Origin of the sequence: Streptomyces sp. NPDC046805 (assembly GCF_040645355.1) — a bacterium.
Taxonomy (GTDB): domain Bacteria; phylum Actinomycetota; class Actinomycetes; order Streptomycetales; family Streptomycetaceae; genus Streptomyces.
On the sequence record NZ_JBEYYC010000008.1, the window covers coordinates 1 to 23,638 of the forward strand.

Here is a 23,638-nt window from a genome sequence, read left to right on the forward strand (position 1 = left end):
AACGTCTCCGTCTGCTTGCCGACCTCGGAGAGGAACGCGGCCCGCGTGTACGCGGTGACATCCGCGGTCACCGTGAACGTGCCGTAGGCCCCCGCGCCCCGGGCGTGCACCACCCGCTCCGGTATCCGCTCCCGGTTGAAGTGGGCGAGCTTCTCCAGGAGCAGCTGGTCCTGGACGAGCACCGGGCCGCCGACACCCGCGGTCTCGCTGTTCTGGTTGTCGGCTACCGGAGCACCGGCCTCCGTCGTAAGCGGCCCCTGCGTCACGTGCGCCTCCTGCGTGTTTCCTGGCAAATCCTGTCACTCGGCCAAAGCCGAGCTCGATCCTACATTGGACAGCATCTAAGTCAAGCAGACCTCCAAAGTCACACCTATTCGGAACACGAACACTCTCCTGTTAGGCTGGTTTCCATGAGTGACCTTCTGGAACGCCTGCGCGGCCGCGGATGGCGGATGACCGCGCAGCGGCGCGTCGTGGCCGAGGTCCTCGCCGGCGAGCACGTCCACATGACGGCCGACGAGGTCCATGCGCGGGCCGTCACCAAGCTGCCCGAGATCTCGCGGGCCACCGTCTACAACACGCTGGGCGAGCTGGTCTCCCTCGGCGAGGTGCTCGAGGTCTCCACCGACAGAAGAGCCAAGCGTTACGACCCGAACGCCCACCGCCCGCACCACCACCTGGTCTGCGCCGAGTGCGGCACCATCCGCGACGTCCACCCGACCGGCAACCCGATGTCCGACCTCCCCGACACGGAGCGCTTCGGCTTCACGGTGTCGGACGTCGAGGTGACGTACCGGGGCGTGTGCCCGAATTGCGCATCAACGTGACGTGAGCAACAGACGAAGGCCCCGGCATCCAGGACGGATGCCGGGGCCTTCGCTATGGCCTTCGCCGCACGCACACACATACGTCTAGGGCCGGAACCCATTCCTGGATTCCGGCCCTAGACCTTCAGTAGCGGGGACAGGATTTGAACCTGCGACCTCTGGGTTATGAGCCCAGCGAGCTACCGAGCTGCTCCACCCCGCGTCGATGAATGCAACACTACGTGAACGCCGAGGAGAAACGCAAATCGCTTACCGATCCCCGTGAAGCACCATGGGATCGCAGGGCCGAAGCGCCCGCGAGGGGAGGGAACGCAGGGAGGGAACGCAGCCCCGCGTGACCCCCAAGGGACGACATCCCCCGCCGGGCCCCGGCCCAAGCCCGCCCACGGGTGCAGGGGACGGAGTCCCCGCCGGGGTCTGGGGCGGAGCCCCAGGGTGGGGGGACCTCTCATCCAACCGAGTCGGGCGGGTGGGTGGGCAAACGCATCCCGCCCAAGCCCAGCGCAGCGGTCACGCCGAGAGTTCCTCCAGCAGAGCGTCCCGCAACCGCCCCGCCCGCTCGGCAACCTCCGCCGGCCCGAGCGACACGGCCCGATCGGCCCACCGCTGCCCCTCCGCCAGCTCTCCGCGACGCGCGTAGACCAGGGCCAGCCGCAGCGCCGCCCGCCCGTGCCCGGCGTCAGCAGCCCGCGCCCACCACACCGCGGCCTCCGGCTCGCTCCCCTCCCGGGCCAGCAGCAGCCCCAGATTGAACGCCCCGTTCCGCGACCCGGCCTCGGCCGCCTCCCGGTACCACCGGGCGGCCCCGACCACGTCACCCCTCGCCGCCGCCAGCATGCCGACCCGCACCTGCGCGCGCCGGTGCCCCTGGGAGGCGGCCCGCTCGTACCACTCCTCGCACTCGGTCTTCTCGTGCGCCGACTCCCCGAGCTCGTGCTCGGAGGCCGCCGGCCGCCGTGCGTCGAGCACCGTGGCCAGCCGGTACGCCGCCTCCGCACTCCCCGCACCCGCCGCGCACCGCAGATACCGCTCGGCGTCCCGGTCGTCGCGCTCGCGCAGCCGCGCGATCCCGACCTGGAGCGCCGCCTCCGTGTGACCGGCGGCCGCGGCACGCTCGTAGCACCGCAGCGCGACCGCGTGCTCGCCCCGCCCGGCGTACAGGATGCCGAGGTTGAACGCGGCGTCCACGCTCCCCGCCTCGGCCGCCTTGGAGAACCACGGCTCCGCCCCCGCCGCGTCGCCGACCTGCAGCAACAGGATCGCGAGCGCGTTCGCCGCCTCCCGGTGCCCGGCGTACGCGGCCCGCCGGTACCACTGCTCGGCCTGGGCCGTCCGCCTCTGCGCGGCGCAGAGCAGCGCGAGGTTGTACGCCCCGTTGTCGTCCCCGGCCTCCATCGCCGCCCGGTACCACCGCTCGGCGCTCTGCGTCTCCCCGCGCTGGGCGTGCAGCGCGCCCAGGGCGTTCGCCGCGTTGCCGTCGCCGTCCTGCGCGGCCCGCAGCCACCACACGGCCGCACTCTCGGTGTCCCCGGCGTCCCGCAGCAGGAACCCGAGCGCGCAGGCGGCCCGCGCCTCGCCGTCCTTGGCGGAGGTCAGGTACCAGCGCCCGGCCTCCTTGAGCTCGCCCCGCTTCTCCAGGATCGCCCCGAGGTGCAGCGCGGCCCGCCGGTGCCCGCGCGCGGCGGCCTGCCGGTACCACTGCTCGGCCTCCTCCGGCGCGGCGGCACCCACCCCGTCGTCGGTGTCCCTGGCGTCCCCCTCGGGCCCGCCCGTGCGGTCCAGTGTGCGCGCCATCCGGTACGCCGCCTCCCGGTGCCCCCGCTCGGCGGCGGCCCGCATCCATCGCTCGGCGTCGGCGTCCCCGCGGAGTTCGAGCAGGTCGGCGAGCGCGTACGCGCCGAGCACGTGCCCCTGCTCGGCGGACTGGCGCAGCCAGTACTCGGCGGCCGGTTCGTCCCCGCGCTCGCGGTGGTGGCGTCCGAGCGCGTGCGCGGCCGCGACGGAGCCCGCCACGGCGGCGATCCGCCACCACCCGGCGGCCTCGTCGGCGTAACCGCGCTGGTGCAGGAGGACACCGAGGTTGTTGGCCGCGGCACGGTCACCGGCGGCGGTGGCAGCGCGTAGATGGGGCTCGGCTCCGTCGAGATCGCCGCGGCGCAGCAGCATGGCCCCGAGGACGCTCATCGCCTCGACGTCGCCGGCCTCCGCGGCGAGCCGCTGACGTACCTCCTCTGCGGCGGCTTCGGCGACCTCGTCGGCCTCGCCGCTCGCGTCCCGGCCGGAAGGCCGCATGAAGTCAGCGGTGGGCCGTACGAATTCGTCGACCCGCGCAAAACGCCCCGTCTCCAACAGAGTTGCCTTGTCCCCCATAACATCCATCGTCGCACCACCTGCAACCTGGGTACACCCGGTATACCGCAGCCCGTGAGGTCACTTCAGCGTTTTGTCGACATGCCCACAGAGAGACAAGTCAAACACAGATCTGCCAACTCCCCACGGCGGCACGGCGATCCCCCACACCGGCACATGCGTTCGTCCCCCGTGCGCACATCACGAAGGCCCGGATCCCTGGAGGATCCGGGCCTTCGTATTGAGTAGCGGGGACAGGATTTGAACCTGCGACCTCTGGGTTATGAGCCCAGCGAGCTACCGAGCTGCTCCACCCCGCGCCGTTGCTCTGTAACAGTACCACGGCTCGGGGTGGCCTTGATCAGCCGCTCTGTCCGCTGCTCTACCCGCTGGTCTTCCCGCTGCTCCTGTCACCGTTCTTGCCGCCGGCCTTCTCGGCCTGGGACTGCGCCTCCGCTGCCTTCTTCAGCGCGTCCCCGAGGTCCTTCTGCGCCCGGCCGTACGCGTTCCAGTCACCCTTCTTCAGCGCGTCCCGACCCGCGTCGAACGCCTTCTGGGCGTCCCGCAGCGCCTGCTGGACCGTCGGATTGCCGGCGGGCGGCGGGTTGCCGGCGCCCGGCGGGGTGGTGGTCGACCCCTCGGTCCCGAAGATCTTGTTGAACGCCTGGTCGAGCGTGTCCTCGAAGGCGGTCCTGCCGCCGTACGTCACCAACACCTTGCGCAGCAACGGGTACTTGAGTCCACCTCCGCGTACGTAGACCGGCTCCACGTACAGCAGTCCACCGTCCAGCGGAACGGTCAGCAGGTTGCCGTACTCGACCTCGGAGTCGCCGCCCTTGAGGAGCCTGATGGCCTCGGCGATGTCCTGTTCTGAGTTGAACTGGCTCTGGACCTGCTTGGGTCCGTCGACCGTCGTGCTCGTCGGCAGCTTCAGGATTCTGATCTTGCCGTAGTCACTGGTGCCCGCCTCGGCGTCGACCGTCATGAAGGCACTGAGGTTGTCCCGGCCGTTGGGCGTGAACGTCGTCGACAGCGAGAACGCCTGCGCCTTCTGGTCGGACATCCTCATACTCAGGTAGTACGGCGGCACCGCGTTGCCCGACTTGTTGGTCGGGTCGCTGGGTACCTGCCACACCTCGCTGCCGGTCAGGAAGGTCTGCGCGTCCGTCACGTGGTAGCGGGTGAGCAGTTCGCGCTGGACCTTGAACAGGTCCTGCGGGTACCGGAGATGAGCCATCAGCGAGCCCGAGATGTCCGCGCGGGGCTTCACCGAGCCGGGGAAGGACTTCATCCAGGTCTTCAGGACCGGGTCCTTGGTGTCCCACTGGTAGAGCGTGACCTTGCCGGTGTACGCGTCGACGGTCGCCTTCACCGAGTTGCGGATGTAGTTGACCTGGTTCTGCTGGGCCACGACCGCGCGCGAGTTGTTGGTGGCGGTCAGCGAGTCGGCCGTCGTGTCGCCGAGGGTCGTACGCGAGGCGTACGGGTATCCGTTGGTGGTCGTGTAGGCGTCGACGATCCACTGGATGCGGTGGTTCACGACCGCCGGGTAGGCGTCACCGTCGATGGTCAGCCAGGGAGCGACCGCCTCGACGCGCTCCTTGGGCGTGCGGTTGTACAGAATCCGCGAACCCTTGCCGATCGCGCCGGAGTAGAGGATCTGCGGCTCGTTGAACGCCACCGCGTACGCGGCCCGGTTGACCGGACTCGCGAGGTTGACCCCGCTCTTGGCCCGATAGCTGGTGGTCCTGGTCCCGCCGCTGTCCTCGGAGTAGTCGATCTCCTTCTGCGGACCGCCGACGATCGAGTAGGTCGTGGTCTTCTCGCCGTAGTAGATCCGCTGCTGGTACGTGCCCAGGTCGCCCTTGGACGGCAGGTTGTACTCGGTGAAGACCGGGCGCCCCGCGGAGTCGGCCTCGGTGCCCTTGGCGGCGACCGCACCGAATCCGTGGGTGTAACGGAAGTGGTCGTTGATCCAGTTGTTCTTCGGGATGCCGGCCAGGTTCAGCTCCCGCAGACCGATGACCGTGTCCTGGTCCTTGCCCTCCTTGGTGGAGTACCGGTCGACGTCGAGGTTGGTCGGGAAGCCGTAGTAGTTCCGCATCTGCTGAAGCTGCTGGAACGTCGGCGAGACGATGTTCGGGTCCATGATCCGGATGCTCGCCGTGGCGTCGACGTCGTGGCGCAGCTTGGGCTTGTTCCCGGTGTCGCTCGTGCCCTGGTACTCGGTGACCTTGGCGGCGTCGATGCCGTACGCCTCGCGGGTCGCCGCGAGGTTCTTCTGGACGTACGGGGCTTCCTTGGTCTGCTCGTTGGGCTGGACCTGGAACTTCTGGACGATGGCCGGGTACAGGCCGCCGATGAGGATCGCCGAGAGGACCATCAGGCCGAAGCCGATGACCGGCAGTTGCCAGGTGCGCCGCCACAGGGTGGCGAAGAACAGCAGCGCGCAGATGACGGCGATGCAGAACAGGATCGTCTTGGCGGGCAGATAGGCGTTGGCGTCGACGTACCTCAGACCGGTCCAGTTGCCGGTCGCCTTGAAGTCGCTTGATTTGACGGCCAGTCCGTACCGGTCGAGCCAGTAGGCGACCGCCTTCAGGGCCACGAAGATCCCGATGAGCACGGACAGATGACCGGTCGCCGCGGCCGTGGCGCGCGCGCCCGGGCTGGTGACGCGCAGCCCGCCGTACAGGTAGTGCGTCAGCGCGGCGGCGATCACGGACAGGATCACGGCGGCGAAGCCGAAGCCGAGCAGGAAGCGGTACCAGGGAAGATCGAACGCGTAGAAGGCGACGTCGAGATGGAACTGCGGGTCCTTCTGGTGGAAGGGCACGCCGTTGACCCACATCAGCCAGATGCGCCACTGGCTCGCCGCCGAGGCGCCGGCGATCAGCCCCACCAGGACGGTGATGCCGAGCAGCAGCCACTTCTTGTACGGCGCGATGCCCATCCGGTAGCGATCGAGGCTCTGCTGCTCCGTGGACATGGCGCTCAGCGGGGGCCGCAGGCGGTGCGCGAGCCAGATGTTGAAGCCGACCGCGGCGGCCATCAGCAGACCGAAGACGAAGAACAGCCCGATCTTGGTCCACAGCATGGTGGTGAACACGGACGAGTAGTGCACCGACCGGTACCACAGCCAGTTCGTCCAGAAACCCGAGAACATGGTGAAGGCCATGCCGAGGACGGCGAGTACGCCCAGTGTCATGAGCAGGGTCCGAGCCCGCCGGGACGGGCGGCCCACTCTGATCCGCGGCCCCGTGGGGCCTCCGCCGCGGTCCGGCATCTGGAAAGCCAAGGTGCGCACCTCGAAGTTCGCTGTTGGTTCGCTGTTGGTCAGCTGTCGTTGCGTCAGGCCCGGTTGTCCGCGGACCGTCCGGTGCGCCCCCCATCGCGGGCCCACACCTATGCAACTTACTCACGGTTTACTCGGTTCCCGATTCCGGCCATGAACGAGGCAGGATTGTGACCATGTCCAACACACCCATGGCAGCGAACCCGCTCACCCGGGCCGTACTCGAGATCGACGAGTACGCCTCCGGCCTCGGCTGGGGCCGGCCCGCTCGCCTCTTCGCCCTCGTAGACACCGCCCGACTGCGGGCTCAGGAACCGGCCCTCGCGGCCCAGCTCGGCCTGCACGACGAAGAAGCGGAGACCACCGGTCTCACCCCCATCGAGCAGGACGAGATCCCTGCGGACAAGCCGCTCGACGAGTTCCTCGCCACCATCGCCTGGCCCGACCCGGTGGTCGGCTGCGCGCTCACGGTGGAGCGGCTGATGCTGCCGCCGTCCGCCGAGGCCCAGGTCCCGCAGGGGATGGACGAGGCGAAGCTGACGAAGTGGGTGGCCTCCCACCCCGAGCGCCAGGAGGTCCGCATGACGGTCGCGGTCCTGCGCGACGGCACCCGCGAATCGGCGCTGCGACTGCGCGAGAAGGACTCCGCGACGGAGGTCCTCACCGGCCCCGACCTGGTGCCGGGCCTCGCGCAGGCACTGGCGGCGACGTTCGAGGACTGACCGATCCACCGGCCTACGGCCGGTTGTCCTCCTGCACGGCACTGGGGACGCCCTCTTCGGGAGGGCGCCCCCAGCCTCGTACCGGCCATGCCGCTGCTGCCGTGCGCGTCAACCCTTGGTGGTGCACTTCGGCAGGGCAGCGGTGTCGCCGCTGCGGATGTCCTTGAGGGCGTCCAGGGCGTCACCCATGGTCTTGACCTTGACGAGGGTGAGCCCGCTCGGGGTGTCCTTGGCGGCCGCCGCGCAGTTGTCGGCCGGCGTCAGGAAGTACTGGGCGCCCTTGTCCCGCGCGCCGACGGTCTTCATCTCGATGCCACCGATCGGCCCGACGGTGCCGTCGTCGTCGATCGTGCCCGTGCCGGCGACGAACTTCCCGCCGGTGAGGCTGCCCGGGGTCAGCTTGTCGTAGACGCCGAGCGCGAACATCAGGCCCGCGCTCGGACCGCCGACGTCGGCGAGCTTGATGTCGATGGAGAACGGGAAGGTGTGGTCGGTCCCGGCGGAGATCCCGACGATGGCGCGCCTGGCCCCGCTGTCCTCGGACGTCCTTGTCCTGATGGTGACGTCCCGGGTTCTGGTCGGCGTCTTGTGCTGCTTCTCGGCCGCGGCCTGCGCGCCGGCCGGGACGACCGTGAAGACGACGTCCTGTCCGGGCTTGTGCTTGGTCACCAGCTTCGCGACGTCGGAGGGCTGCTTGACCGCCGTGCCGTCGACGGCCTTGATCACGTCACCGGCGTGCAGCCTGCCCTGGGCCGGGGAGCCCTTGATGACGGTGGAGACGATCACCCAGGACTTCACCGGGACGCCCAGCTCCTTCAGGGCGGCGACCTTGGCGCTCTCCTGGGACTGGCTGAACTCCTCGGCGTTCTCCTGGGTGGACTGCTCCTCGGTCTTGCCGTCCGGATAGAGCGTGTCGTGCGGCACGACCTTGTCGTCGTGCGCGAGCCAGCCGTAGACGGTCTCGACGAGGTTCATCCGGTAGTCGGCGCTGGTGACCCGGACCGTGGTCATGTTGAGGTGTCCGGAGGTCGCGTACGTCTTGTGTCCGGAGATCTGCAGCACCGGCTCGCCTGCGTGGTCCCCGAGCGTGTTCACGGTCGGCCCCGGGGACATCTCCGCGTACGGCACGGGGATGAGCACTCCCGCGCACAAGAGCGCGATCAGCATCAAGGTGGAGGCGAGCATCGTCGCGGTGCGGCGTGGCATGTCTCGACAGTACGGGACGCCCCTGTCAGCACACCGTCAGGGCACCCTCGTCACTCCCGGCTCACAAGCTGGTGCGGGGGCCTCTCCATGGCCTCACAAAACCGTGCGTACCCGTCGAGCTCGGGGCCGTCGCCCCGTGTCTTCCGGGTCCGGTTGGCCCAACTTCCCCACAGGCCCGCGCCTATCGCGGCCATAAACGGAATGAGCAACCAGACGAGCGCCGCCATGCCGACCTCCCAACCCCATGAGCGTCTGCGACTGACTGATCAGCAGATTAACCAGCCGCACTGACAACGCTCACGTCAGGGGTGCGGTTACGCAACCGGGGGTCGGCCACACAACCGGAGGGACTCGGCTCCGCTCAGCAGGCGCCGACCCACTCCTCCGTGCCGTCGGAGAACTTCTGGTGCTTCCAGATCGGCACTTCGTGCTTGAGATCGTCGATCAGCTTCCGGCAGGCCTCGAATGCCTCACCCCGGTGCGGACAGGCCACCGCGACGACGACGGCGAGATCCCCGACGCGCAGGTCCCCCACCCGGTGCACGGCGGCCAGGGCCCGTACCGGATAGTCGGCGACGACCTTCTCGGCGACCCGTCGCATCTCGGCCTCTGCGCTGGGGTGGCACGAGTAGCCGAGCGCGTCGACGTCGGCGCCCGAGTCGTGGTTCCGCACGGTCCCCACGAACAGCGCGATGCCTCCGGCCGACTCGTCCCCCACCAGCCGGAACACCTCGTCCACGGAGAGCGCGGTGTCGCGGATGCCGATCAGCCTGATGGGATCCTGCGCCGCCCGCTCACCGGGATGGTCGTTCGTGTGTGCCATGCGTCCATCGTGCCGCACCCCACTGACAACGCGAAACGCCGCCTTCTGCGCGGGCACTGGCGCTTACCCGTTCGGAGTAGTGCGCGTAGTTCTCGTAGCCACGTAGTTCGCCCCGCGGGTACGCGTGCGTGCTCAGGACGCCCGCTCCCGCGCCGGGCGCGTGTGCATGGTCTCGGGATCCGCTCTCTCACGAGCACGTGTGCGTGATCAGAGCATCCACTTCCCCACGGGCACGCGCGCGTGCCCGGAAGATCCACTGCTCCCGCGGGCGCGCGTGCGCGACCAGGACATCCGCGCTCAGATGCGCCGCCGCGCCTTCCGGGCCCGCCGTACCACCGCGGCCGCACCCAGCAGCGCGACCGTCGCACCGGCGGCCCCGGCCGCCGTCGCGTCCTTGCGACCGAGCCGGCGTCCCGCGACCGTGTGCCGTCCGGAGACCTCCTCCAGCAGCTCGGCGAGGACCTCCTCGTTGGTCCAGCGCGGCCGCCACCCGGCGTCGTGCAGCCTGCTCCCGCTGACCACCCAGGGGTACATCGTGTACGCCAGGTCCCCGGCCGGCGACGGGGTGAGCCCGATGCGGTGCAGCCGCGCCGCCGCGCCCAGCGCGACCGCCGACGGCAGCTCCATCCGCCGGATCCCGCTGAGCTCCTCGACCTCCTCCTGTTCCAGCCAGCCGTCACACCCGACGGCCAGCTCCCCGTCGGCCTTCTCCAGGACGGCGTACTCCAGAGCCCCGCACAGATCCTCGACGTGACAGAACTGCCAAGCAGGCCGCGACCCGGCGACGACAAGCAGCCGAGGTGACTCGAAATACCTGGTCAGCGCGGTGTCGGTGCCGCCTCCGACGAGCACGGCCGGCCGGACCACGGTGACGTTCAGGCCGGGGTGCGCCCGCGGCGCCCGGCGCGCCAGCCGCTCGATCTCCAGCAGGTCGCCGACGCCCGTGGCCTCGGCCGTGGCCCGCAGTTCCGCGTCCTCCGACAGCGGCAGCTCGTTGTCCGGAAACGCTCCGTACACCATCGCGGAGGTGCACAGCACGACGCGGTGCACCCCGGCCGCGGCGGCCGCGGTCAGCACCGTCTGCGTCCCACGCACGTTGTACGCCGTACGGGCCGCCGGGTCGGTCTCCAGGTCCAGGTCGAGCGCCAGGTGCACCACGACGTCCGCGCCCCGCAGCTTCTCCGCGATCGCCGGGTCCCGTACGTCGAGGATGTGCCACTGCGCCTCGGCGCACTCCCCGCGCCGCTCGTCGATGGCGACGACCTGTTTGACCTCCTCGGACGCGGCAAGGCGCTCGGTGAGCAGCGCGCCGATCCCGGTCGCTGCCCCGGTGACCGCGACGACCGGCCCGCGCACCGTGGGAGGGGTTGACTGGTTTCGCGCTGCGCGAACCTGTGGATCTGGGGAACTCACCGGGCGTCTCCAGAGGTTGTCTTCAGTACGGGTGCGCGTGACGCGCCCGTACCAGGTGGCTCCATCCTGCCGCAGGCCAAGTGTCGGCGAAGCACCGAGGCCCGATCGGGTCCGGGTGTCTACGCTGGGTGGTGTTGTCGGGCAGCCGCGCCGCCGGAAGATCCGGTGGCCTTACCAGCCGAGGAACCCCGTGAGTGACACCCCATTCGGATTCGGCCTTCCGCCGGAGGAGCCGGAGAACGGCGACGAGGGCAAGAAGAAGGACCAGCAGAGCGGTGGTGGTCAGGACCCGGCCAACCCGTTCGGATTCGGCTTGCCCGGATTCGGCGGCCCTGGCGGCCCCGGCGCCGACAATCCGCTCGCTGCCATGTTCGGTTCACTGAACCCCACCGACCTGGGCGCCGCCTTCCAGCAGCTGGGCCAGATGCTCTCCTTCGAGGGCGGCCCGGTGAACTGGGACATGGCCAAGCAGATCGCCCGCCAGACGGTCTCCCAGGGCACCCAGGACGGCGTCAAGGACGCGAGCGTCGGCCCCGCCGAGCGCACCGCGGTCGAGGAGGCCGTCCGCCTGGCCGACCTGTGGCTGGACGACGCGACGTCCCTGCCGTCCGGCTCCGGCTCCGCGGTGGCGTGGTCCCGCGCGGAGTGGGTCGAGGCGACCCTGCCGGCGTGGAAGGAGCTCGTCGACCCGGTCGCCGAGCGCGTCGGCGCGGCCATGGGCGACGTCCTGCCGGAGGAGATGCAGGCCATGGCGGGCCCGCTGATCGGCATGATGCGCTCGATGGGCGGCGCCATGTTCGGTACGCAGATCGGGCAGGCCGTCGGCGTGCTCGCGGGCGAGGTCGTCGGCTCGACCGACATCGGCCTGCCGCTCGGCCCGGCCGGCAAGGCCGCGCTGCTGCCGGTGAACATCGAGACGTTCGGCAAGGACCTCGGTGTCCCGATCGAGGAGGTGCGGCTCTACCTGGCCCTGCGCGAGGCGGCCCACCAGCGCCTCTTCGCGCACGTGCCGTGGCTGCGCTCGCACCTGTTCGGCGCGGTCGACGGGTACGCGCGCGGGATCAAGGTCGACACGGCCAAGCTGGAGGACGTGGTCGGCCAGTTCGACCCGCAGAACCCGGAGCAGCTGCAGGACGCCCTCCAGCAGGGCATGTTCCAGCCCGAGGACACGCCCGAGCAGAAGGCCGCCCTGGCCCGTCTGGAGACGGCTCTGGCGCTGGTCGAGGGCTGGGTCGACGCGGTGGTCCACGCGGCCGCGAAGCCGCGTCTGTCCTCCGCCGACGCTCTGCGCGAGACGCTGCGCCGCCGCCGCGCCTCGGGTGGTCCGGCCGAGCAGACGTTCGCCACGCTGATCGGCCTGGAGCTGCGCCCGCGCCGGCTGCGCGACGCCTCCCGTCTGTGGGCCTCGCTCACGGACGCGCGCGGTGTCGACGGGCGGGACGCCCTGTGGGCCCACCCGGACATGCTGCCGACGGCCACCGACCTGGACGACCCCGACGGCTTCGTGCACCGCGAGCAGCTGGACTTCTCCGAGCTCGACAAGATGCTCGGCGAGGCGGCGGGCGGTTCCGGCGAGAAGCCGGACCTGCGCAAGGGCGACACGAAGAACGACGACACGAAGAACGACGACGACAAGAGCGACGGCACCGAGTGAGCCTGTACGACGACGCGATCCTCGTCCTGAAGGAGTACGAGGACCAGCCCGAGCTGTGCCAGGACTACCTCGACCACCTCGCGGCCCACCCCGACGGCATGTGGAAGGCCTGCCACGCGGGTCACCTCACCTCCAGCGCCCTGGTGATCGACCCCGAGCGCGGCCGGGTGCTGCTGACCCTCCACAAGAAGCTGCGGATGTGGCTCCAGATGGGCGGGCACTGCGAGCCCGAGGACGCCTCGATCGCGGCGGCGGCCCTGCGCGAGGCGACGGAGGAGTCCGGCATCCCGGGCCTGACCCTGCTCCCGGGCGGCCCGGTGCGCCTGGACCGGCATCCGATCCCCGCGCCCTGCCACTGGCACTTCGACGTCCAGTACGCGGCCCTGGCGCCGCGGGACGCGGCCCACGCGATCAGCGACGAGTCGCTCGACCTGCGCTGGTTCGCGTACGACGAGGTGCCGGACGTGGCCGACGAGTCGGTCGTACGACTGCTGGAAGCGACCCGCGCGCGCCTGTGACCGCGGTCTTCGCATCGCCTGTGACCGCAGCCTCTCTGTAAGAGGTGCCCGTCGATGGCGGGCACCCTTACGTCGGCTTGCCGGACGCTCAACTCCAGACGTTGCCCTGGTTCTGCCCGTACGCCCCGTGCTGGCCCATCCCGTACTGCGCGGCCAGGCCCGAACCGATCTGAGCGTTCTGCGGCGGCAGCAGCTCGCTGGGCTGGACGAGCGCGAAGCCGCTGCCCATGAAGCTGAGCTCCCAGCCCTCACCGGTGTCGCCGCGGCGCCGCCACACGCCGGAGGAGTGCGTCTGGGCCTGCATCTGCACCCGCAGCCCGGTGGACCAGGCGACGATCGCGTCGGCGTCGCAGTTGACGTACCTGTCGGGTGTGACCTGCATCAGCAGCGGCGCACCCGACGTCATCAGGGCGACCTTGCCGCGGCCGGTGATGTTGAGCTGGTACTTCCCCGAACCCGAGATGCCGTACTGGCTGTCGACGGCGATCACCTCGTGATGCAGCGATGAGTCCATGGCGAGGACGTAGGCGCTGTCGACCGTCAGGCCGTCCTGTTCCACGTCCATCACGTGGACGTGCTGGGCGAGGTTGGCGAGGTAGACCGTACCCTGCCCGTGACAGCGCATCAGGTCCAGGCCCTCGCCGGTGTAAGCATGCGCGCGTGCCTGGCTGTTCGTGCGGTACTCGGCGTCGAACTCCACGAGTCCCTGGTAGGCGACCATCGTGCCCTTGCGGGCGAGGAAGTCGTCGTGTCCCTCCAGGACGACGCGCAGCATCTGCTTGTTCTGCAGGCTGTAACGCTCCTGACTCTGCGAGTCGTTGAAGGCGAAAAGCGGGCTCTGCATGTGACTTGACTCCCCCTCAGCCCCGGACCCGGAGACGGTCGGTGCTGTCCTCGCTGGGCTGGACGACGACGATGCCCTGACCGGAGAAGGCCATCTGGTAGGCCTCGCCGCTGCCCCGGCCGATCAGCGACTGCGCCTTGAAGCTGCGCTTGCCCTTCACCTTGAGGTTCGGCGACCAGGCGACGAGCGCGTCCGGATCGACGTATGTCTCGTCCTCGCCACCGCCGCAGTCGACGACGATCGGCGTGCCCCGGGAGGTCAGGGCGACCCAGCCCTGCCCGGAGATCCGGGTGTTCCACAGCCCCTGTCCGGCGAACTTCGCCAGCCCCTTGACCCGCTCCACGCCCCAGGTCAGGTGGGCGTCGAAGGCGAGCAGGTTGGTGGCGTTGACGGAGATGCCGTCGCCGTCGAGGTTGACCACAACGACGTCGGCGCCGTAGTCGGCGAGGTAGAGCAGGCCGTCGCCGGAGCACTTCATCAGGGGCGCGCCCTCGCCGGTCATCCAGTCGCGGGCGATCTGGCGCACGGCCGGCGGGTTGGGTTCGTACTGGATGAAGCCCTCGTAGGCGACCATCGACCCCACGCGCGCGTAGAGATCGCTTCCGGTCTGCAGGGCGACCTTCAGCATGTTGTTGCCGTGGTTCTCCATCCGGGCGGTGACGGGTGCAGGGGCGTGGCCCGTGAGCGACTGGTTCATGACGGGCTCCCTCAGACCTCGCACGGCTGGACGACGATGAAGTTGCCGGGTGCGCCCCGGAACTGCAGGTTGACGCTCTCTCCGGTGTCGCCCGGGTAGGCGTTGCGACGCATCCGCACCTGGCTGGAGACGATCACCTGGGAGGCGGCCGACCAGGCCACCACCGCGTTGCAGTCGGCGAAGGTCGTCGGCGTGACGGGCAGCACGACGGGCGTGCCGTGCGTCTTGACGACGATCGTGCCCGTGCCCTGGAACTGCATCGTGAACACGGCGCCTCCAGGGATGCCGTGTCCCTCGATGCGGCGGACCTCGTACCGCAGGCTCTCATCGAAGGCGAGGACGTTCTCGGCGGAGACGCAGATCGCGTCGCCCTGGAGCTCGACCGGGTGCAGGTGCGTGGCGTCCTCGGCGAAGAACACCTGGCCCTGGCCGGTGCAGCGCATCAGCTGCATCTCCTGGCCGGTCACGTTGCCCACGATCCGCCCGGCGAATCCGGCGCCCTTGTAAGCGAAGTCGACCTTGCCCTGGTAGAGCACCATGCTGCCCTGCCGGGCCAGCACAGGCTGCCCGCCGATGCCGAGGTCGACGCGCATGAGCTTCGCGTTCTGCTGCGTCCAGCGCTGCCCGGTGGGCGTCTCCTTGAACAACTGGAGCGCGGCCGTCACACCGGCACCGGCCTGGGGCGTTCCCTGCGGCACTCCGTAGGCGGCGCCCTGCTGGCCGGGGATCTGCCCGAGCAGCAGCTGCTGGCCGTAGCCGGGCGGTGGCGGGGCCTGCGGCGCCGGGGGCTGACCGTAGCCGGGCGGCAACGGCGCACTGGCGGGGGCGGGCGGGCCGCCGTACGACGGCTGGGGCTGACCGTAGGGCGCGGGCGCCGGGGGCGGAGGCGGAGGAGGCGCCGTGCCACCGGCGGCCGGAGGCATGGGTGCGGTGACGGTCGGCGCGCCGTGCAGGGTGGGCGCGGTCGCCGGGGGCTGGGGTGCATGGGGGGCTCCCGGCGACGCGAAGCCCTGGGGCTCGGGAGCCGGTGTGGGCGTGGGGGCCGTCACGGGAGTGGGGGTCGTCGCGGGAGTGGCCGGGACGGCGAACGCGGGTGGGGCGAAGCCCGGTGCGGCGGCGGGCCGAGGCTGCTGCGGGGCAGGCGTCTCCTCTTCGAGGACCTCGCCCCCGAAGTTCTTCAGCAGTGCGTCGAGTCCGCCGTCGAAGCCCTGGCCGACCGCCGCGAACCGCCATACGTCCTTCCGGTAGAAGTCGCCCAGCATCACGGCCCGTTCGGTGGGGAACTCCGAGCCGTCGAAGGCGTACCGGGCCACCTCCTCGCCGCCGGCCACGATGCGGATGTACCCGGGGCCGATCTGCGACATCTGCCCGGCGCCGTCGATGGTCGCGGTGAACGACAGCTTGTGGATCTGCGGCGGGATCCTGTCGAGCGTGACACGGAAGGACTCCGTGTCACCCGCCTGGGCGCCCAGCAGTTGGACGGCCTCCTCAGGGGACTTCGGCTGGTTGAAGAAGACGAAGTACCGGTCGTCCGAGAGGCGTTCGTCGGCGTCGAGACCGAAGCAGCTGATGTCGAAACCCAGTCCGGGGGCGGAGATCTGCACGCCTACGTACAGGTCCGTACCCGCGGTGAGATCACTGATCCTGGCCTTGTGGCCGCGTTGGAATTCCCTGGTCATGCGTGACGACCGTCCCCCATCCCGAATGCAATTACGTCGCGCCAGGCTAACCGCAAACCCTGACACCGGACGTGTCCGGTACAGACCCGGTACACAACGGCACAGACCCGCATCCCACCGCCTTCCAGCGGAGCGGCAGGCTCCACCTCGGGTGCAGGAGGCTTCACTTCGGGTGCAGGAGACTCCCCGTCGGGAACGTGTCACTCAGTACGCGCGCCCGGCACATAGGGCAGCCGTTCGGCGGCGACCACACCTTCGAGGTAGCCGCGGGCCCGCTCGGTGCGCGGGTACGCCTCCAGCAACTGCCAGAAGCGGGGCCCGTGCCCGGGGACCAGCAGATGCGCGAGCTCGTGGCAGAGCACGTAGTCGACGACGTAGTCGGGCATTCCCTGCAGCCGGTGGGAGAGCCGGATGCTGCCCTCGGCCGGGGTGCACGAACCCCAGCGCGTGTTCTGGTTGGTGACCCAGCGCACGGACACGGGCCGGGCCCGGCCCTCCAGGTACTGGTCCGACAGCCGCTGGGCACGCTCGGCCAGCTCGGCATCGCCCAGCACCCGCTTGCTCTCCTGCGCGGCCAGCTTGTCGAGCATGACGGTCACCCAGCGCTGCTCCTCGGCCTCGGACATCCGGGCAGGGATCAGTACGACGGTGCGATCGCCCTCGCGGTACGCGGAGACCGTCCGGCGGCGCCGGGCGCTTCTGCGGACCTCGATCGCGCTCGCCCGCGAGCCGCTCGGCGGCTGGCTCATCGTGCTGCGCTGTGGCTTTCCGGCGCGGTGCAGTGGGTCGGCGGGCACGCCCCGACGTTACCCGCTGCACACAGGGGAAGTCCCGGGTCCGGGACGGTTCGGTGCCGATCCCCCACCAGGCGTCTGATTTGTACGACGAATCCCTGTGGCCTGTGGACAACTTTCGGCGCCCGTTCGCCGCACCGGGCATGCTGGCATTCGTCGGCGGGGCGTGACCGGTTCCTCCGACTGACCAGCGAAATCCGGAGTGGTTCGAGTTGTCCGAGTCAACGGGGGCTTGTCGTGCATCCGATGGTGAAACCTGCGCTGCGGCGCGGCTGGCGTGACCTCAACACCGTGCAGTTCGGGATGAGCCCGGCGCATGCGCTGACGCTCGGCCCGATGGACACGGCGACGGGCAGTTTCCTGGACCTGCTCAACGGCACACGGGGGCTTCCGCTCCTGCGCGAGGAAGGCCGCAGGATGCACCTGCCCGACGGCCATGTCGACGCGCTGGTGCGCCGGTTGACGGGAGCCGGCCTGCTGGACGACGCCCAGGGAGGCGGCCTGGCAGCCGACACCCTGCGCAAGAGGAAGGACGTACTGGACCGGCTGCGCCCCGATCTGGCGTCGCTCTCTCTGATCACGTCGGAACCGGGCGGCGCGATGAGCCGCCTGGCGGCCCGGCGCTCCCTGCGCGTCCAGGTGAGGGGAGCGGGCCGGGTCGGTGCCGTGCTGGCCTCGCTGCTGTCGGGCGCCGGGGTCGGCGAGGTCGACGTGCGCGACGGAGGCTGCGTGGAGCCGTGGGACGTCGCGCCGGGCGGGCTGCCGTCCGAGTCCGTCGGCGACCGCAGGGACGAGGCCGCACGGCAGGCCGTCCGCCGGGCCGCACCGGACCACCCGCCCCGCCGCGGACGGGCGTTGCCGTCCGACACCGGTGACGTGGGCCTGTCGCTGGTGATCCTCGCCCCACGGGACGACGTCATGGTGCACGCCCCCGACCCGTCCACGGCCGACACTCTCATGGCCGCCGGAACACCCCACCTTTACACCGGCGTTGTGGAGGGAACCGGCATCGTGGGTCCACTCGTCCTGCCGGGCGAGACGGGTTGCGCCGGCTGTCTGCAGCAGGACCGCACGGACCGGGATCCGGCCTGGCCACGCCTGGTCGCGCAATGGCGCTCCGGGAAGGCGCGGCAGGTGGGGCCCTGCGACCTGGCACTGGCGACGACCGTCGCGGGGCTGGCGGCGGCGCACGCCCTCGCCTTCCTCGACGGGGAACCGCCGTCCAGCGCGGGCGTGCGCTGGGAGGCCTCCCTGCCGGGTCTCGACTGGCACACGCGGCCGGTCTGGCCGCACCCGGCATGCCCCTGCGGAGCCACGGAGAGACGTAACGGGGAACACTGCTCAACGAACGCGGAGCCACAAGAGACAATGACGGATCATCGGCCGTCGACGGAGCGACCAAGCACGGCAGACGCGGCGCGGCCGGCTGGGACTTGGAGGGCGCATGTCTGATCTTCCCCGGAAGGCGGTCACCCGTACCGCCAAACTCGCCGCGCTACCGCTCGGCTTCGCGGGCCGGGCGACCTGGGGGCTGGGAAAGCGGATCGTCGGCGAGTCGGCGGAGATCGTCGGCCGCGAGCTTCAACAGCGCACGGCGGACCAGCTGTTCAAGGTCCTCGGCGAGTTGAAGGGGGGTGCGATGAAACTCGGTCAGGCGCTTTCGGTCTTCGAGTCGGCGCTGCCCGAGGAGATCGCGGGACCCTACCGGGCCGCCCTGACCAAGCTTCAGGAGGCCGCACCCCCGATGCCGACCAGCACCGTCCACTCGGTGCTGGAGGAACGGCTCGGAGAGGACTGGCGGGACCTGTTCCTGGAATTCGAGGACAAGCCCGCCGCGGCGGCCTCGATCGGACAGGTGCACCGGGCGGTGTGGCACGACGGCCGCGAGGTGGCCGTCAAGGTGCAGTACCCGGGGGCGGGCGAGGCCCTGCTGTCCGATCTCAACCAACTGAGTCGTTTTGCCCGCTTGTTGGGCCCGCTCATCCCCGGCATGGACATCAAGCCGCTCATCGCCGAGCTCCGCGACCGCGTCTCCGAAGAGCTGGACTACGACCTGGAGGCCCAGGCTCAGCAGGTGCACGCGGAGGAGTTCGCGGACGACCCCGACGTGGTGGTCCCGGCCGTGGTGCACCAGTGCGACCAGGTGCTGGTCACGGAGTGGATCGACGGGATCCCTCTCTCGGAGGTCATCGCGGACGGCACGGAGGAGCAGCGCGACTGGGCCGGCCAGCTCCTGGCCCGCTTCCTCTTCTCGGGCCCGGCCCGCACCGGCCTTCTGCACGCCGACCCTCACCCGGGCAACTTCCGGCTGCTTCCCGGCGCCCCGGACAGCGAGGACATCTGGCGCCTGGGTGTCCTGGACTTCGGCACGGTCGACCGCCTGCCCGGTGGTCTGCCGACGCCGATCGGGTACTCCCTGCGCATGGCGCTCGACGGCGACGCCGACGGGGTCTACGCCCTGCTGCGCGACGAGGGCTTCGTCAAGGAATCCATAGAGCTGGACCCGGACTCGGTGCTCGACTACCTCCTGCCGATCATCGAGCCGGCCCGCGTGGACGAGTTCACCTTCACCCGCTCCTGGATGCGCAGCCAGGCCACTCGCATCGCCGACCCCCGCTCCCCCGCCTACCAGCTGGGCAAAAAACTCAACCTCCCCCCGGCCTACCTCCTGATCCACCGCGTGACCCTGAGCACCATCGGGGTCCTGTGCCAGCTGGGGGCCACGGTACGGCTGCGCGAGGAGCTGGAGGGGTGGCTGCCGGGCTTCGTTCCCGAGGAGGCGCTGGAGGAGCTGGAGGAGGGCGAGTCGGCGGCAGAGGCATGACCTCGGGCGCCGTACCTCACCACCAGGCCGAGTCCAGCCGCCCCTCGATCGCCCTGAGGTTCTCGCGGGCGCAGGCGTCACAGAAGTAGCGACGCACGCCGTTCTCCACGGAACAGAGCCAGGTGGGTTGTGGGCTCTCGCCCCGAGTGCCGCAGCGGGCGCACACGAGGGGGCCGGGCTCGGCGGTGCGGCCGCCGCGGTCACTGTCTCCGGAAAGACTCGTCACTCGGTGACGATAACTCCGGCATCGTCGGTTCGGTGGCCACAACGCACCGCGGGGGCCGGTCCGTTCACACGGACCGGCCCCCGCGGGCAGCCACCGCCTCCCGGAGCCGGGAGGCACTCGCCTCAGGTATGACCGGTTACTGCATGACCGCCATGGCGAGCGCTCGGCGGGCGCGCAGCGAGGCGCGCTCGGCCCGGCGCTGCATCCGGCGGGCGGTCGCCAGGCGCAGGGCCCGGCTCTCCCGCTCGGCGTCCTGCAGCCGGTCGCGCATATGCGCACGAGCCAGGGCTTCTGGGATGAGTTGCATCTCTCGGGTCCTGTTCTGACGCGAGTCGGTCGCGCCGGTGGTGGTCACGTCTGGAGTTGCGGAGCCTTCGGGCTCGCTGGCGGACGGCTTCATCGGGGCCTGCTTCTTGGGGTCGTACGTGAGGGGGCTGTCGATCGTTCCCGGGGTGTTCATGCCGTGACCGGGTTCTTGCGCGGGCGGCCACGCGGCCGCTTCCGGGCGACGACGACGCCCTGGACGAACAGTTCGCCACCCCAGACGCCCCAGGGCTCACGCCGCTCCCTGGCACCGGCGAGGCAGGCCTCGACCAGCGGGCAGGTGCGGCAGAGGGACTTGGCGTACTCGACGTCCGCCGGCGACTCCGCGAAGAAGACCTCGGGGTCGTAGGAGCGGCAGGGGACGGGTACGCCGAGGTTCTCGATGGCGTCGTCGAGCGCGCTGAGCGCGGTGAGCGGGGTCAAGGCGGAGTCCTCCGTGAGACCGGGCAGGGGGATCGTTTCGGAAGGCGGTACGGACGGGGCGTGCGCTTCGAGTTGCACGGTTCGTCTTCCTCGTCTGGTCGTTCCGGCCGGTTGACCGGATGTCGGCTGGTACCGGGTTCTTTTCTTGTCCCGAGGCCCCTTCGCTCCGTCGCCCCGTTCGGGGAAAACAGAAGGGCCGCGGATCCCGGGTGGGGTTCCGCGGCCCTGAAGGCGCCGGCCTGATCGGCGATCAGGCTGGATCACTCCAGGATTCTGGCCCACGGAAGGCCCACATCAGGTGGTGCTGCGTCGCCTGCTTCCGGAATCCGGCACCGGCCGCCGTAAAGGCATAGGCATGCGCCTGTGCCGCTACTGCTTCCAGTGCCTTGGTCGGTCGCTCATTGCGCTCACGGATGGGAAGACCCGCGAGGGAAAGGGAGGACGCCGGACGCGCGGCACGAATGCCGGACAGACCGGTGGCCGGGTTCGAGGCGCCGAGCATGCACGTGGAGACGGCCGGACGATCGGTCACTTTGGCGGTGCAGATGGTGCTGGTCGTGATGCTGATCATTGGGCTCGCCTCCTCTCGGCGCTTCGGGGACTGGGGTGAGCCAGCCCGTTCGGATATGCAAGTACAACACGGAATCAGGGCCTTCGAGAAGGCCGCCGTTCCCGTGCCTAGAACCTATGGGGATTCCCGGGGCATGCGCAAACTATTTTTTCGACGAGTTGGCATCAGTTGCCGTCACCGGCTCCTCCGACTTCCCGGCCTGCGCAGAGGGCCAGAACGTCGGCTCCGTAGCGGCCGAGTTTGCGCACTCCGACGCCGGGGATGCGGGCCAGTTCGGCGTCGTCGTCGGGGGCTGCCTCGGCGATGGCCATCAGCGTCCTGTCCGTGAATACACAGAACGCCGGCTGTCCGGTGCGCCGGGCCTGGTCCGCGCGCCACTCGCGCAACCGCTCGTACAGCCCCTCGTCCATGTCGGAGGGACAGTCCTCACAGCGCATCAGTTTCATCTCGCCGGCGTCGGTGAGGCTGCGGCCGCAGACCCGGCAGCGGGCCGGGGTCCGCTGGGTGCGCCGGGGCGCCACGGCTCTGGTACCAGTCGCGAAGCCGCGCTCGACGCCCCCGGACGCGCTCGCGCCCGAGCGGCCGGCGGTGGACGCGGAGCCGGGACGCAGGCCGTCGAGGAAACGGCTGGGACGACGGCTCGCGCGGCCGCCCGGGGACCGGGAGAGGGCCCAGGACACGTGCAGCCGCTCCCGCGCGCGGGTCACTCCGACATAGAGGAGGCGGCGTTCTTCCTCTACCTGCTCGTCGGTCTTGGCGTAGGTGATCGGCATCATGCCCTCGGCGATGCCGACCAGGAAGACGACGTCCCACTCCAGGCCCTTGGCCGAGTGCAGCGAGGCGAGGGTGACGCCCTGGACGGTGGGAGCGTGCTGGGCGTTCGCCCGCTCGTCCAGCTCGGCGACGAAGTCGCTCAAGGTCGCCTCGGGTCTCGCCGCCGCGAAGTCGTGGGCGAGGCTGACCAGGGCGGCCAGGGATTCCCAGCGCTCTCTGACGGCGCCGGAGCCGGCCGGCGGCTCGGGGGTCCACCCCTCCGCCGACAGGATCGCACGCACCTCGGACGGCAGGTCCACGGCGTCGTTCAGGAGCGCGTCGTTGCCGCCGAAGCGGGCCGCGCCGCGCAGGGCGATGCCCGCCTTGCGGATCTCGGGGCGGTCGAAGAACCGCTCGGCGCCGCGCAGCTGATAGGGGACTCCGGCGTCGGCGAGGGCCTGCTCGTAGGTCTCCGACTGGGAGTTGGTGCGGAACAGGATGGCGATCTCGCCCGCCGGGACGCCCGAGTCGATGAGCTCACGGATGCGGCGGGCGGCCCCTTCGGCCTCGGCGGGCTCGTCGGTGTACTCGGCGTAGACGGGTTCGGGACCGGCGGCGCGCTGGGAGACCAGCTCCAGGCGGTGGTCGGCGGCGCGGCCGTGCGCCTGGGCGAGCAGCCCGTTGGCGAGGCGGACCACCTGGGGGGTGGAGCGGTAGTCGCGGACCAGCTTCACGACGGTGGCACCGGGGTGGCGGGTGCGGAAGTCGAGGAGGTGGTCGGGGGTGGCCCCGGTGAACGAGTAGATCGTCTGGCTGGCGTCCCCGACGACGCACAGGCTGTCCCGGTCGCCGAGCCACAGCTCCAGCAGGCGCTGCTGGAGGGGGCTGACGTCCTGGTACTCGTCGACCACGAAGTGCTGGTACTGGGAACGGACCTGCTCGGCGATGTCATGGCGGTCCTGGAGGACCGCGACGGTCAGCAGCAGGACATCCTCGAAGTCGATGACCGCGCGGTCGCGCTTGAGGTCCTCGTAGGCGGAGTAGAGCTGGGCGATCTCCGCGGGATCGCGGGGGGCCTCGCGGCCTGCCTTCACCGCCGCGAGCGCGTAGTCGGCCGGGACGGTCTGGGTGACCTTGGACCACTCGATCTCGGCGGTGACGTCGCGCAGCTCACCCCGGTCGAGTCGGATCCGGCAGGCGGCGGCCGCGTCCGCGACGAGCTGGATCTTGCGGTCGACGAGGCGGGGCATGCCACCGCCGATCGCTTTCGGCCAGAAGTACTGGAGCTGGCGCAGCGCCGCCGAGTGGAAGGTGCGGGCCTGGACCCCCTGGGCGCCGAGCTGACGCAGCCGGCCGCGCATCTCGCCGGCCGCGCGGTTGGTGAAGGTGACGGCGAGCACGCTGGACGGCTGGAGGATCCCGGCGCGCACGCCGTAGGCGATGCGGTGGGTGATCGCCCGTGTCTTGCCCGTACCGGCGCCGGCCAGCACGCACACCGGGCCGTGCAGGGCGGTGGCCACCTCGCGCTGCTCGGGGTCGAGCCCATCGAGCACCGCGTCGGCCGAGTCCGGTACCCGCGGGAAGAGGGTGGAGTGCGTTGCTGCTGTCACATGGCCATGCTGCCAGGTCGCCGGAGACGGCTGCGCCGGTTGTCCACAGGCGAGGCCTCCCAGTCGTACCAATGCGGCAGGCGTCA

21 protein-coding genes and 2 tRNA genes are annotated in these 23,638 nt (G+C 70.5%); 6 read left to right on the top strand and 17 right to left on the bottom strand.

What is annotated here, in order from left to right; all coding sequences use genetic code 11:
* Positions 1–266, bottom strand: a 266-nt coding sequence (locus ABZ910_RS10855; protein ID WP_361361828.1) for a catalase, incomplete at its 3' end; no start/stop codon positions are given.
* A gap of 144 nt (positions 267–410) precedes the next feature.
* Here ABZ910_RS10855 and ABZ910_RS10860 point away from each other — a divergent pair.
* Positions 411–827 (top strand): Fur family transcriptional regulator, encoded by a 417-nt coding sequence (locus ABZ910_RS10860; protein ID WP_361361830.1) that lies wholly within the window; start codon positions 411–413, stop codon positions 825–827.
* Positions 828–955: 128 nt separating this feature from the next.
* Here the strand turns inward: ABZ910_RS10860 and ABZ910_RS10865 are convergent.
* The 4 genes from ABZ910_RS10865 to ABZ910_RS10880 all read right to left on the bottom strand — a co-directional run bounded on the left by ABZ910_RS10865 (position 956) and on the right by ABZ910_RS10880 (position 6,462).
* Positions 956–1,029 (bottom strand) — tRNA-Met (locus ABZ910_RS10865).
* A gap of 308 nt (positions 1,030–1,337) precedes the next feature.
* The gene (locus tag ABZ910_RS10870; protein WP_361361832.1) at positions 1,338–3,206 is read right to left on the bottom strand and encodes a tetratricopeptide repeat protein; all 1,869 of its coding nucleotides are present in this window, start codon (positions 3,204–3,206) and stop codon (positions 1,338–1,340) included.
* A 216-nt stretch (positions 3,207–3,422) separates the two neighbouring features.
* Positions 3,423–3,496, bottom strand: a tRNA-Met gene (locus ABZ910_RS10875).
* 62 nt (positions 3,497–3,558) lie between these two features.
* Entirely contained in the window at positions 3,559–6,462 is a 2,904-nt protein-coding gene (locus ABZ910_RS10880) for a UPF0182 family protein (RefSeq protein ID WP_361362255.1), read from the bottom strand.
* A 185-nt stretch (positions 6,463–6,647) separates the two neighbouring features.
* Here ABZ910_RS10880 and ABZ910_RS10885 point away from each other — a divergent pair, with 185 nt between their 5' ends.
* Positions 6,648–7,193, top strand: a complete 546-nt coding sequence (locus ABZ910_RS10885; protein WP_361361834.1) for a PPA1309 family protein — start codon at positions 6,648–6,650, stop codon at positions 7,191–7,193.
* A 108-nt stretch (positions 7,194–7,301) separates the two neighbouring features.
* Here the strand turns inward: ABZ910_RS10885 and ABZ910_RS10890 are convergent, their stop codons facing one another.
* From ABZ910_RS10890 to ABZ910_RS10900, 3 genes are all read right to left on the bottom strand, one after another.
* Positions 7,302–8,399 (bottom strand): PDZ domain-containing protein, encoded by a 1,098-nt coding sequence (locus tag ABZ910_RS10890; RefSeq protein ID WP_361361836.1) that lies wholly within the window; start codon positions 8,397–8,399, stop codon positions 7,302–7,304.
* 361 nt (positions 8,400–8,760) lie between these two features.
* Positions 8,761–9,222, bottom strand: coding sequence for a molybdenum cofactor biosynthesis protein MoaE (locus ABZ910_RS10895; protein ID WP_361361838.1), 462 nt, complete (start codon positions 9,220–9,222; stop codon positions 8,761–8,763).
* A 297-nt stretch (positions 9,223–9,519) separates the two neighbouring features.
* Positions 9,520–10,635 carry an SDR family oxidoreductase gene (locus ABZ910_RS10900; protein WP_361361840.1) on the bottom strand — a complete coding sequence of 372 codons (1,116 nt, stop codon included), beginning with the start codon at positions 10,633–10,635 and terminating at the stop codon, positions 9,520–9,522.
* Between the two features lie 190 nt (positions 10,636–10,825).
* Between ABZ910_RS10900 and ABZ910_RS10905 the strand changes: the two genes are divergently transcribed.
* The gene (locus tag ABZ910_RS10905; protein ID WP_361361842.1) at positions 10,826–12,289 is read left to right on the top strand and encodes a zinc-dependent metalloprotease; all 1,464 of its coding nucleotides are present in this window, start codon (positions 10,826–10,828) and stop codon (positions 12,287–12,289) included.
* Positions 12,286–12,807: an NUDIX hydrolase gene (locus ABZ910_RS10910; RefSeq protein ID WP_361361844.1), complete on the top strand. Its 522-nt coding sequence runs from the start codon at positions 12,286–12,288 to the stop codon at positions 12,805–12,807. Before ABZ910_RS10905 ends, ABZ910_RS10910 begins: the two co-directional genes overlap by 4 nt.
* 88 nt (positions 12,808–12,895) lie before the next feature.
* Here ABZ910_RS10910 and ABZ910_RS10915 read toward each other — a convergent pair whose 3' ends face one another.
* The 4 genes from ABZ910_RS10915 to ABZ910_RS10930 form a co-directional block, all read right to left on the bottom strand.
* Positions 12,896–13,651, bottom strand: a complete 756-nt coding sequence (locus ABZ910_RS10915; protein ID WP_361361846.1) for an AIM24 family protein — start codon at positions 13,649–13,651, stop codon at positions 12,896–12,898.
* A gap of 16 nt (positions 13,652–13,667) precedes the next feature.
* Positions 13,668–14,348 carry an AIM24 family protein gene (locus ABZ910_RS10920; protein WP_361361848.1) on the bottom strand — a complete coding sequence of 227 codons (681 nt, stop codon included), beginning with the start codon at positions 14,346–14,348 and terminating at the stop codon, positions 13,668–13,670.
* Between the two features lie 11 nt (positions 14,349–14,359).
* Positions 14,360–16,027: a TerD family protein gene (locus ABZ910_RS10925; protein WP_361361850.1), complete on the bottom strand. Its 1,668-nt coding sequence runs from the start codon at positions 16,025–16,027 to the stop codon at positions 14,360–14,362.
* A gap of 200 nt (positions 16,028–16,227) precedes the next feature.
* On the bottom strand, positions 16,228–16,824 hold the full coding sequence (locus tag ABZ910_RS10930; RefSeq protein WP_361361852.1) for a M48 family metallopeptidase: 597 nt from the start codon (positions 16,822–16,824) through the stop codon (positions 16,228–16,230).
* Positions 16,825–17,058: 234 nt separating this feature from the next.
* On the opposite strand from ABZ910_RS10930, the gene ABZ910_RS10935 reads away from it, so the two are divergent.
* The gene (locus ABZ910_RS10935; protein WP_361361854.1) at positions 17,059–18,273 is read left to right on the top strand and encodes a TOMM precursor leader peptide-binding protein; all 1,215 of its coding nucleotides are present in this window, start codon (positions 17,059–17,061) and stop codon (positions 18,271–18,273) included.
* Complete coding sequence (locus ABZ910_RS10940) at positions 18,266–19,645, top strand: AarF/ABC1/UbiB kinase family protein (protein ID WP_361361856.1); 1,380 nt, start codon at positions 18,266–18,268, stop codon at positions 19,643–19,645. Before ABZ910_RS10935 ends, ABZ910_RS10940 begins: the two co-directional genes overlap by 8 nt.
* Before the next feature lie 16 nt (positions 19,646–19,661).
* Here ABZ910_RS10940 and ABZ910_RS10945 read toward each other — a convergent pair whose 3' ends face one another.
* The 5 genes from ABZ910_RS10945 to ABZ910_RS10965 form a co-directional block, all read right to left on the bottom strand.
* Entirely contained in the window at positions 19,662–19,871 is a 210-nt protein-coding gene (locus ABZ910_RS10945; protein ID WP_361361858.1) for a hypothetical protein, read from the bottom strand.
* Positions 19,872–20,007: 136 nt separating this feature from the next.
* A complete protein-coding gene (locus ABZ910_RS10950) occupies positions 20,008–20,331 on the bottom strand; it encodes a hypothetical protein (protein WP_361361860.1) in 324 nt (107 codons plus the stop codon).
* Complete coding sequence (locus ABZ910_RS10955; RefSeq protein WP_361361862.1) at positions 20,328–20,696, bottom strand: WhiB family transcriptional regulator; 369 nt, start codon at positions 20,694–20,696, stop codon at positions 20,328–20,330. The genes ABZ910_RS10950 and ABZ910_RS10955 overlap by 4 nt, the downstream gene beginning before the upstream one ends.
* A 172-nt stretch (positions 20,697–20,868) precedes the next feature.
* Positions 20,869–21,189, bottom strand: coding sequence for a hypothetical protein (locus ABZ910_RS10960; protein WP_361361864.1), 321 nt, complete (start codon positions 21,187–21,189; stop codon positions 20,869–20,871).
* A 164-nt stretch (positions 21,190–21,353) separates the two neighbouring features.
* Entirely contained in the window at positions 21,354–23,552 is a 2,199-nt protein-coding gene (locus tag ABZ910_RS10965; protein WP_361361866.1) for an ATP-dependent DNA helicase UvrD2, read from the bottom strand.
* Positions 23,553–23,638 lie beyond the last annotated feature (86 nt).

Bases quoted from the DNA above. Each gene is read 5' to 3' on its own strand.
- ABZ910_RS10860 (WP_361361830.1), top strand. From the start codon at position 411: ATGAGTGACCTTCTGGAACGCCTGCGCGGCCGCGGATGGCGGATGACC.
- ABZ910_RS10870 (WP_361361832.1), bottom strand. From the start codon at position 3,206: ATGGATGTTATGGGGGACAAGGCAACTCTGTTGGAGACGGGGCGTTTT.
- ABZ910_RS10880 (WP_361362255.1), bottom strand. From the start codon at position 6,462: ATGCCGGACCGCGGCGGAGGCCCCACGGGGCCGCGGATCAGAGTGGGC.
- ABZ910_RS10885 (WP_361361834.1), top strand. From the start codon at position 6,648: ATGTCCAACACACCCATGGCAGCGAACCCGCTCACCCGGGCCGTACTC.
- ABZ910_RS10890 (WP_361361836.1), bottom strand. From the start codon at position 8,399: ATGCCACGCCGCACCGCGACGATGCTCGCCTCCACCTTGATGCTGATC.
- ABZ910_RS10895 (WP_361361838.1), bottom strand. From the start codon at position 9,222: ATGGCACACACGAACGACCATCCCGGTGAGCGGGCGGCGCAGGATCCC.
- ABZ910_RS10915 (WP_361361846.1), bottom strand. From the start codon at position 13,651: ATGCAGAGCCCGCTTTTCGCCTTCAACGACTCGCAGAGTCAGGAGCGT.
- ABZ910_RS10920 (WP_361361848.1), bottom strand. From the start codon at position 14,348: ATGAACCAGTCGCTCACGGGCCACGCCCCTGCACCCGTCACCGCCCGG.
- ABZ910_RS10925 (WP_361361850.1), bottom strand. From the start codon at position 16,027: ATGACCAGGGAATTCCAACGCGGCCACAAGGCCAGGATCAGTGATCTC.
- ABZ910_RS10940 (WP_361361856.1), top strand. From the start codon at position 18,266: ATGTCTGATCTTCCCCGGAAGGCGGTCACCCGTACCGCCAAACTCGCC.
- ABZ910_RS10950 (WP_361361860.1), bottom strand. From the start codon at position 20,331: ATGAACACCCCGGGAACGATCGACAGCCCCCTCACGTACGACCCCAAG.
- ABZ910_RS10960 (WP_361361864.1), bottom strand. From the start codon at position 21,189: ATGATCAGCATCACGACCAGCACCATCTGCACCGCCAAAGTGACCGAT.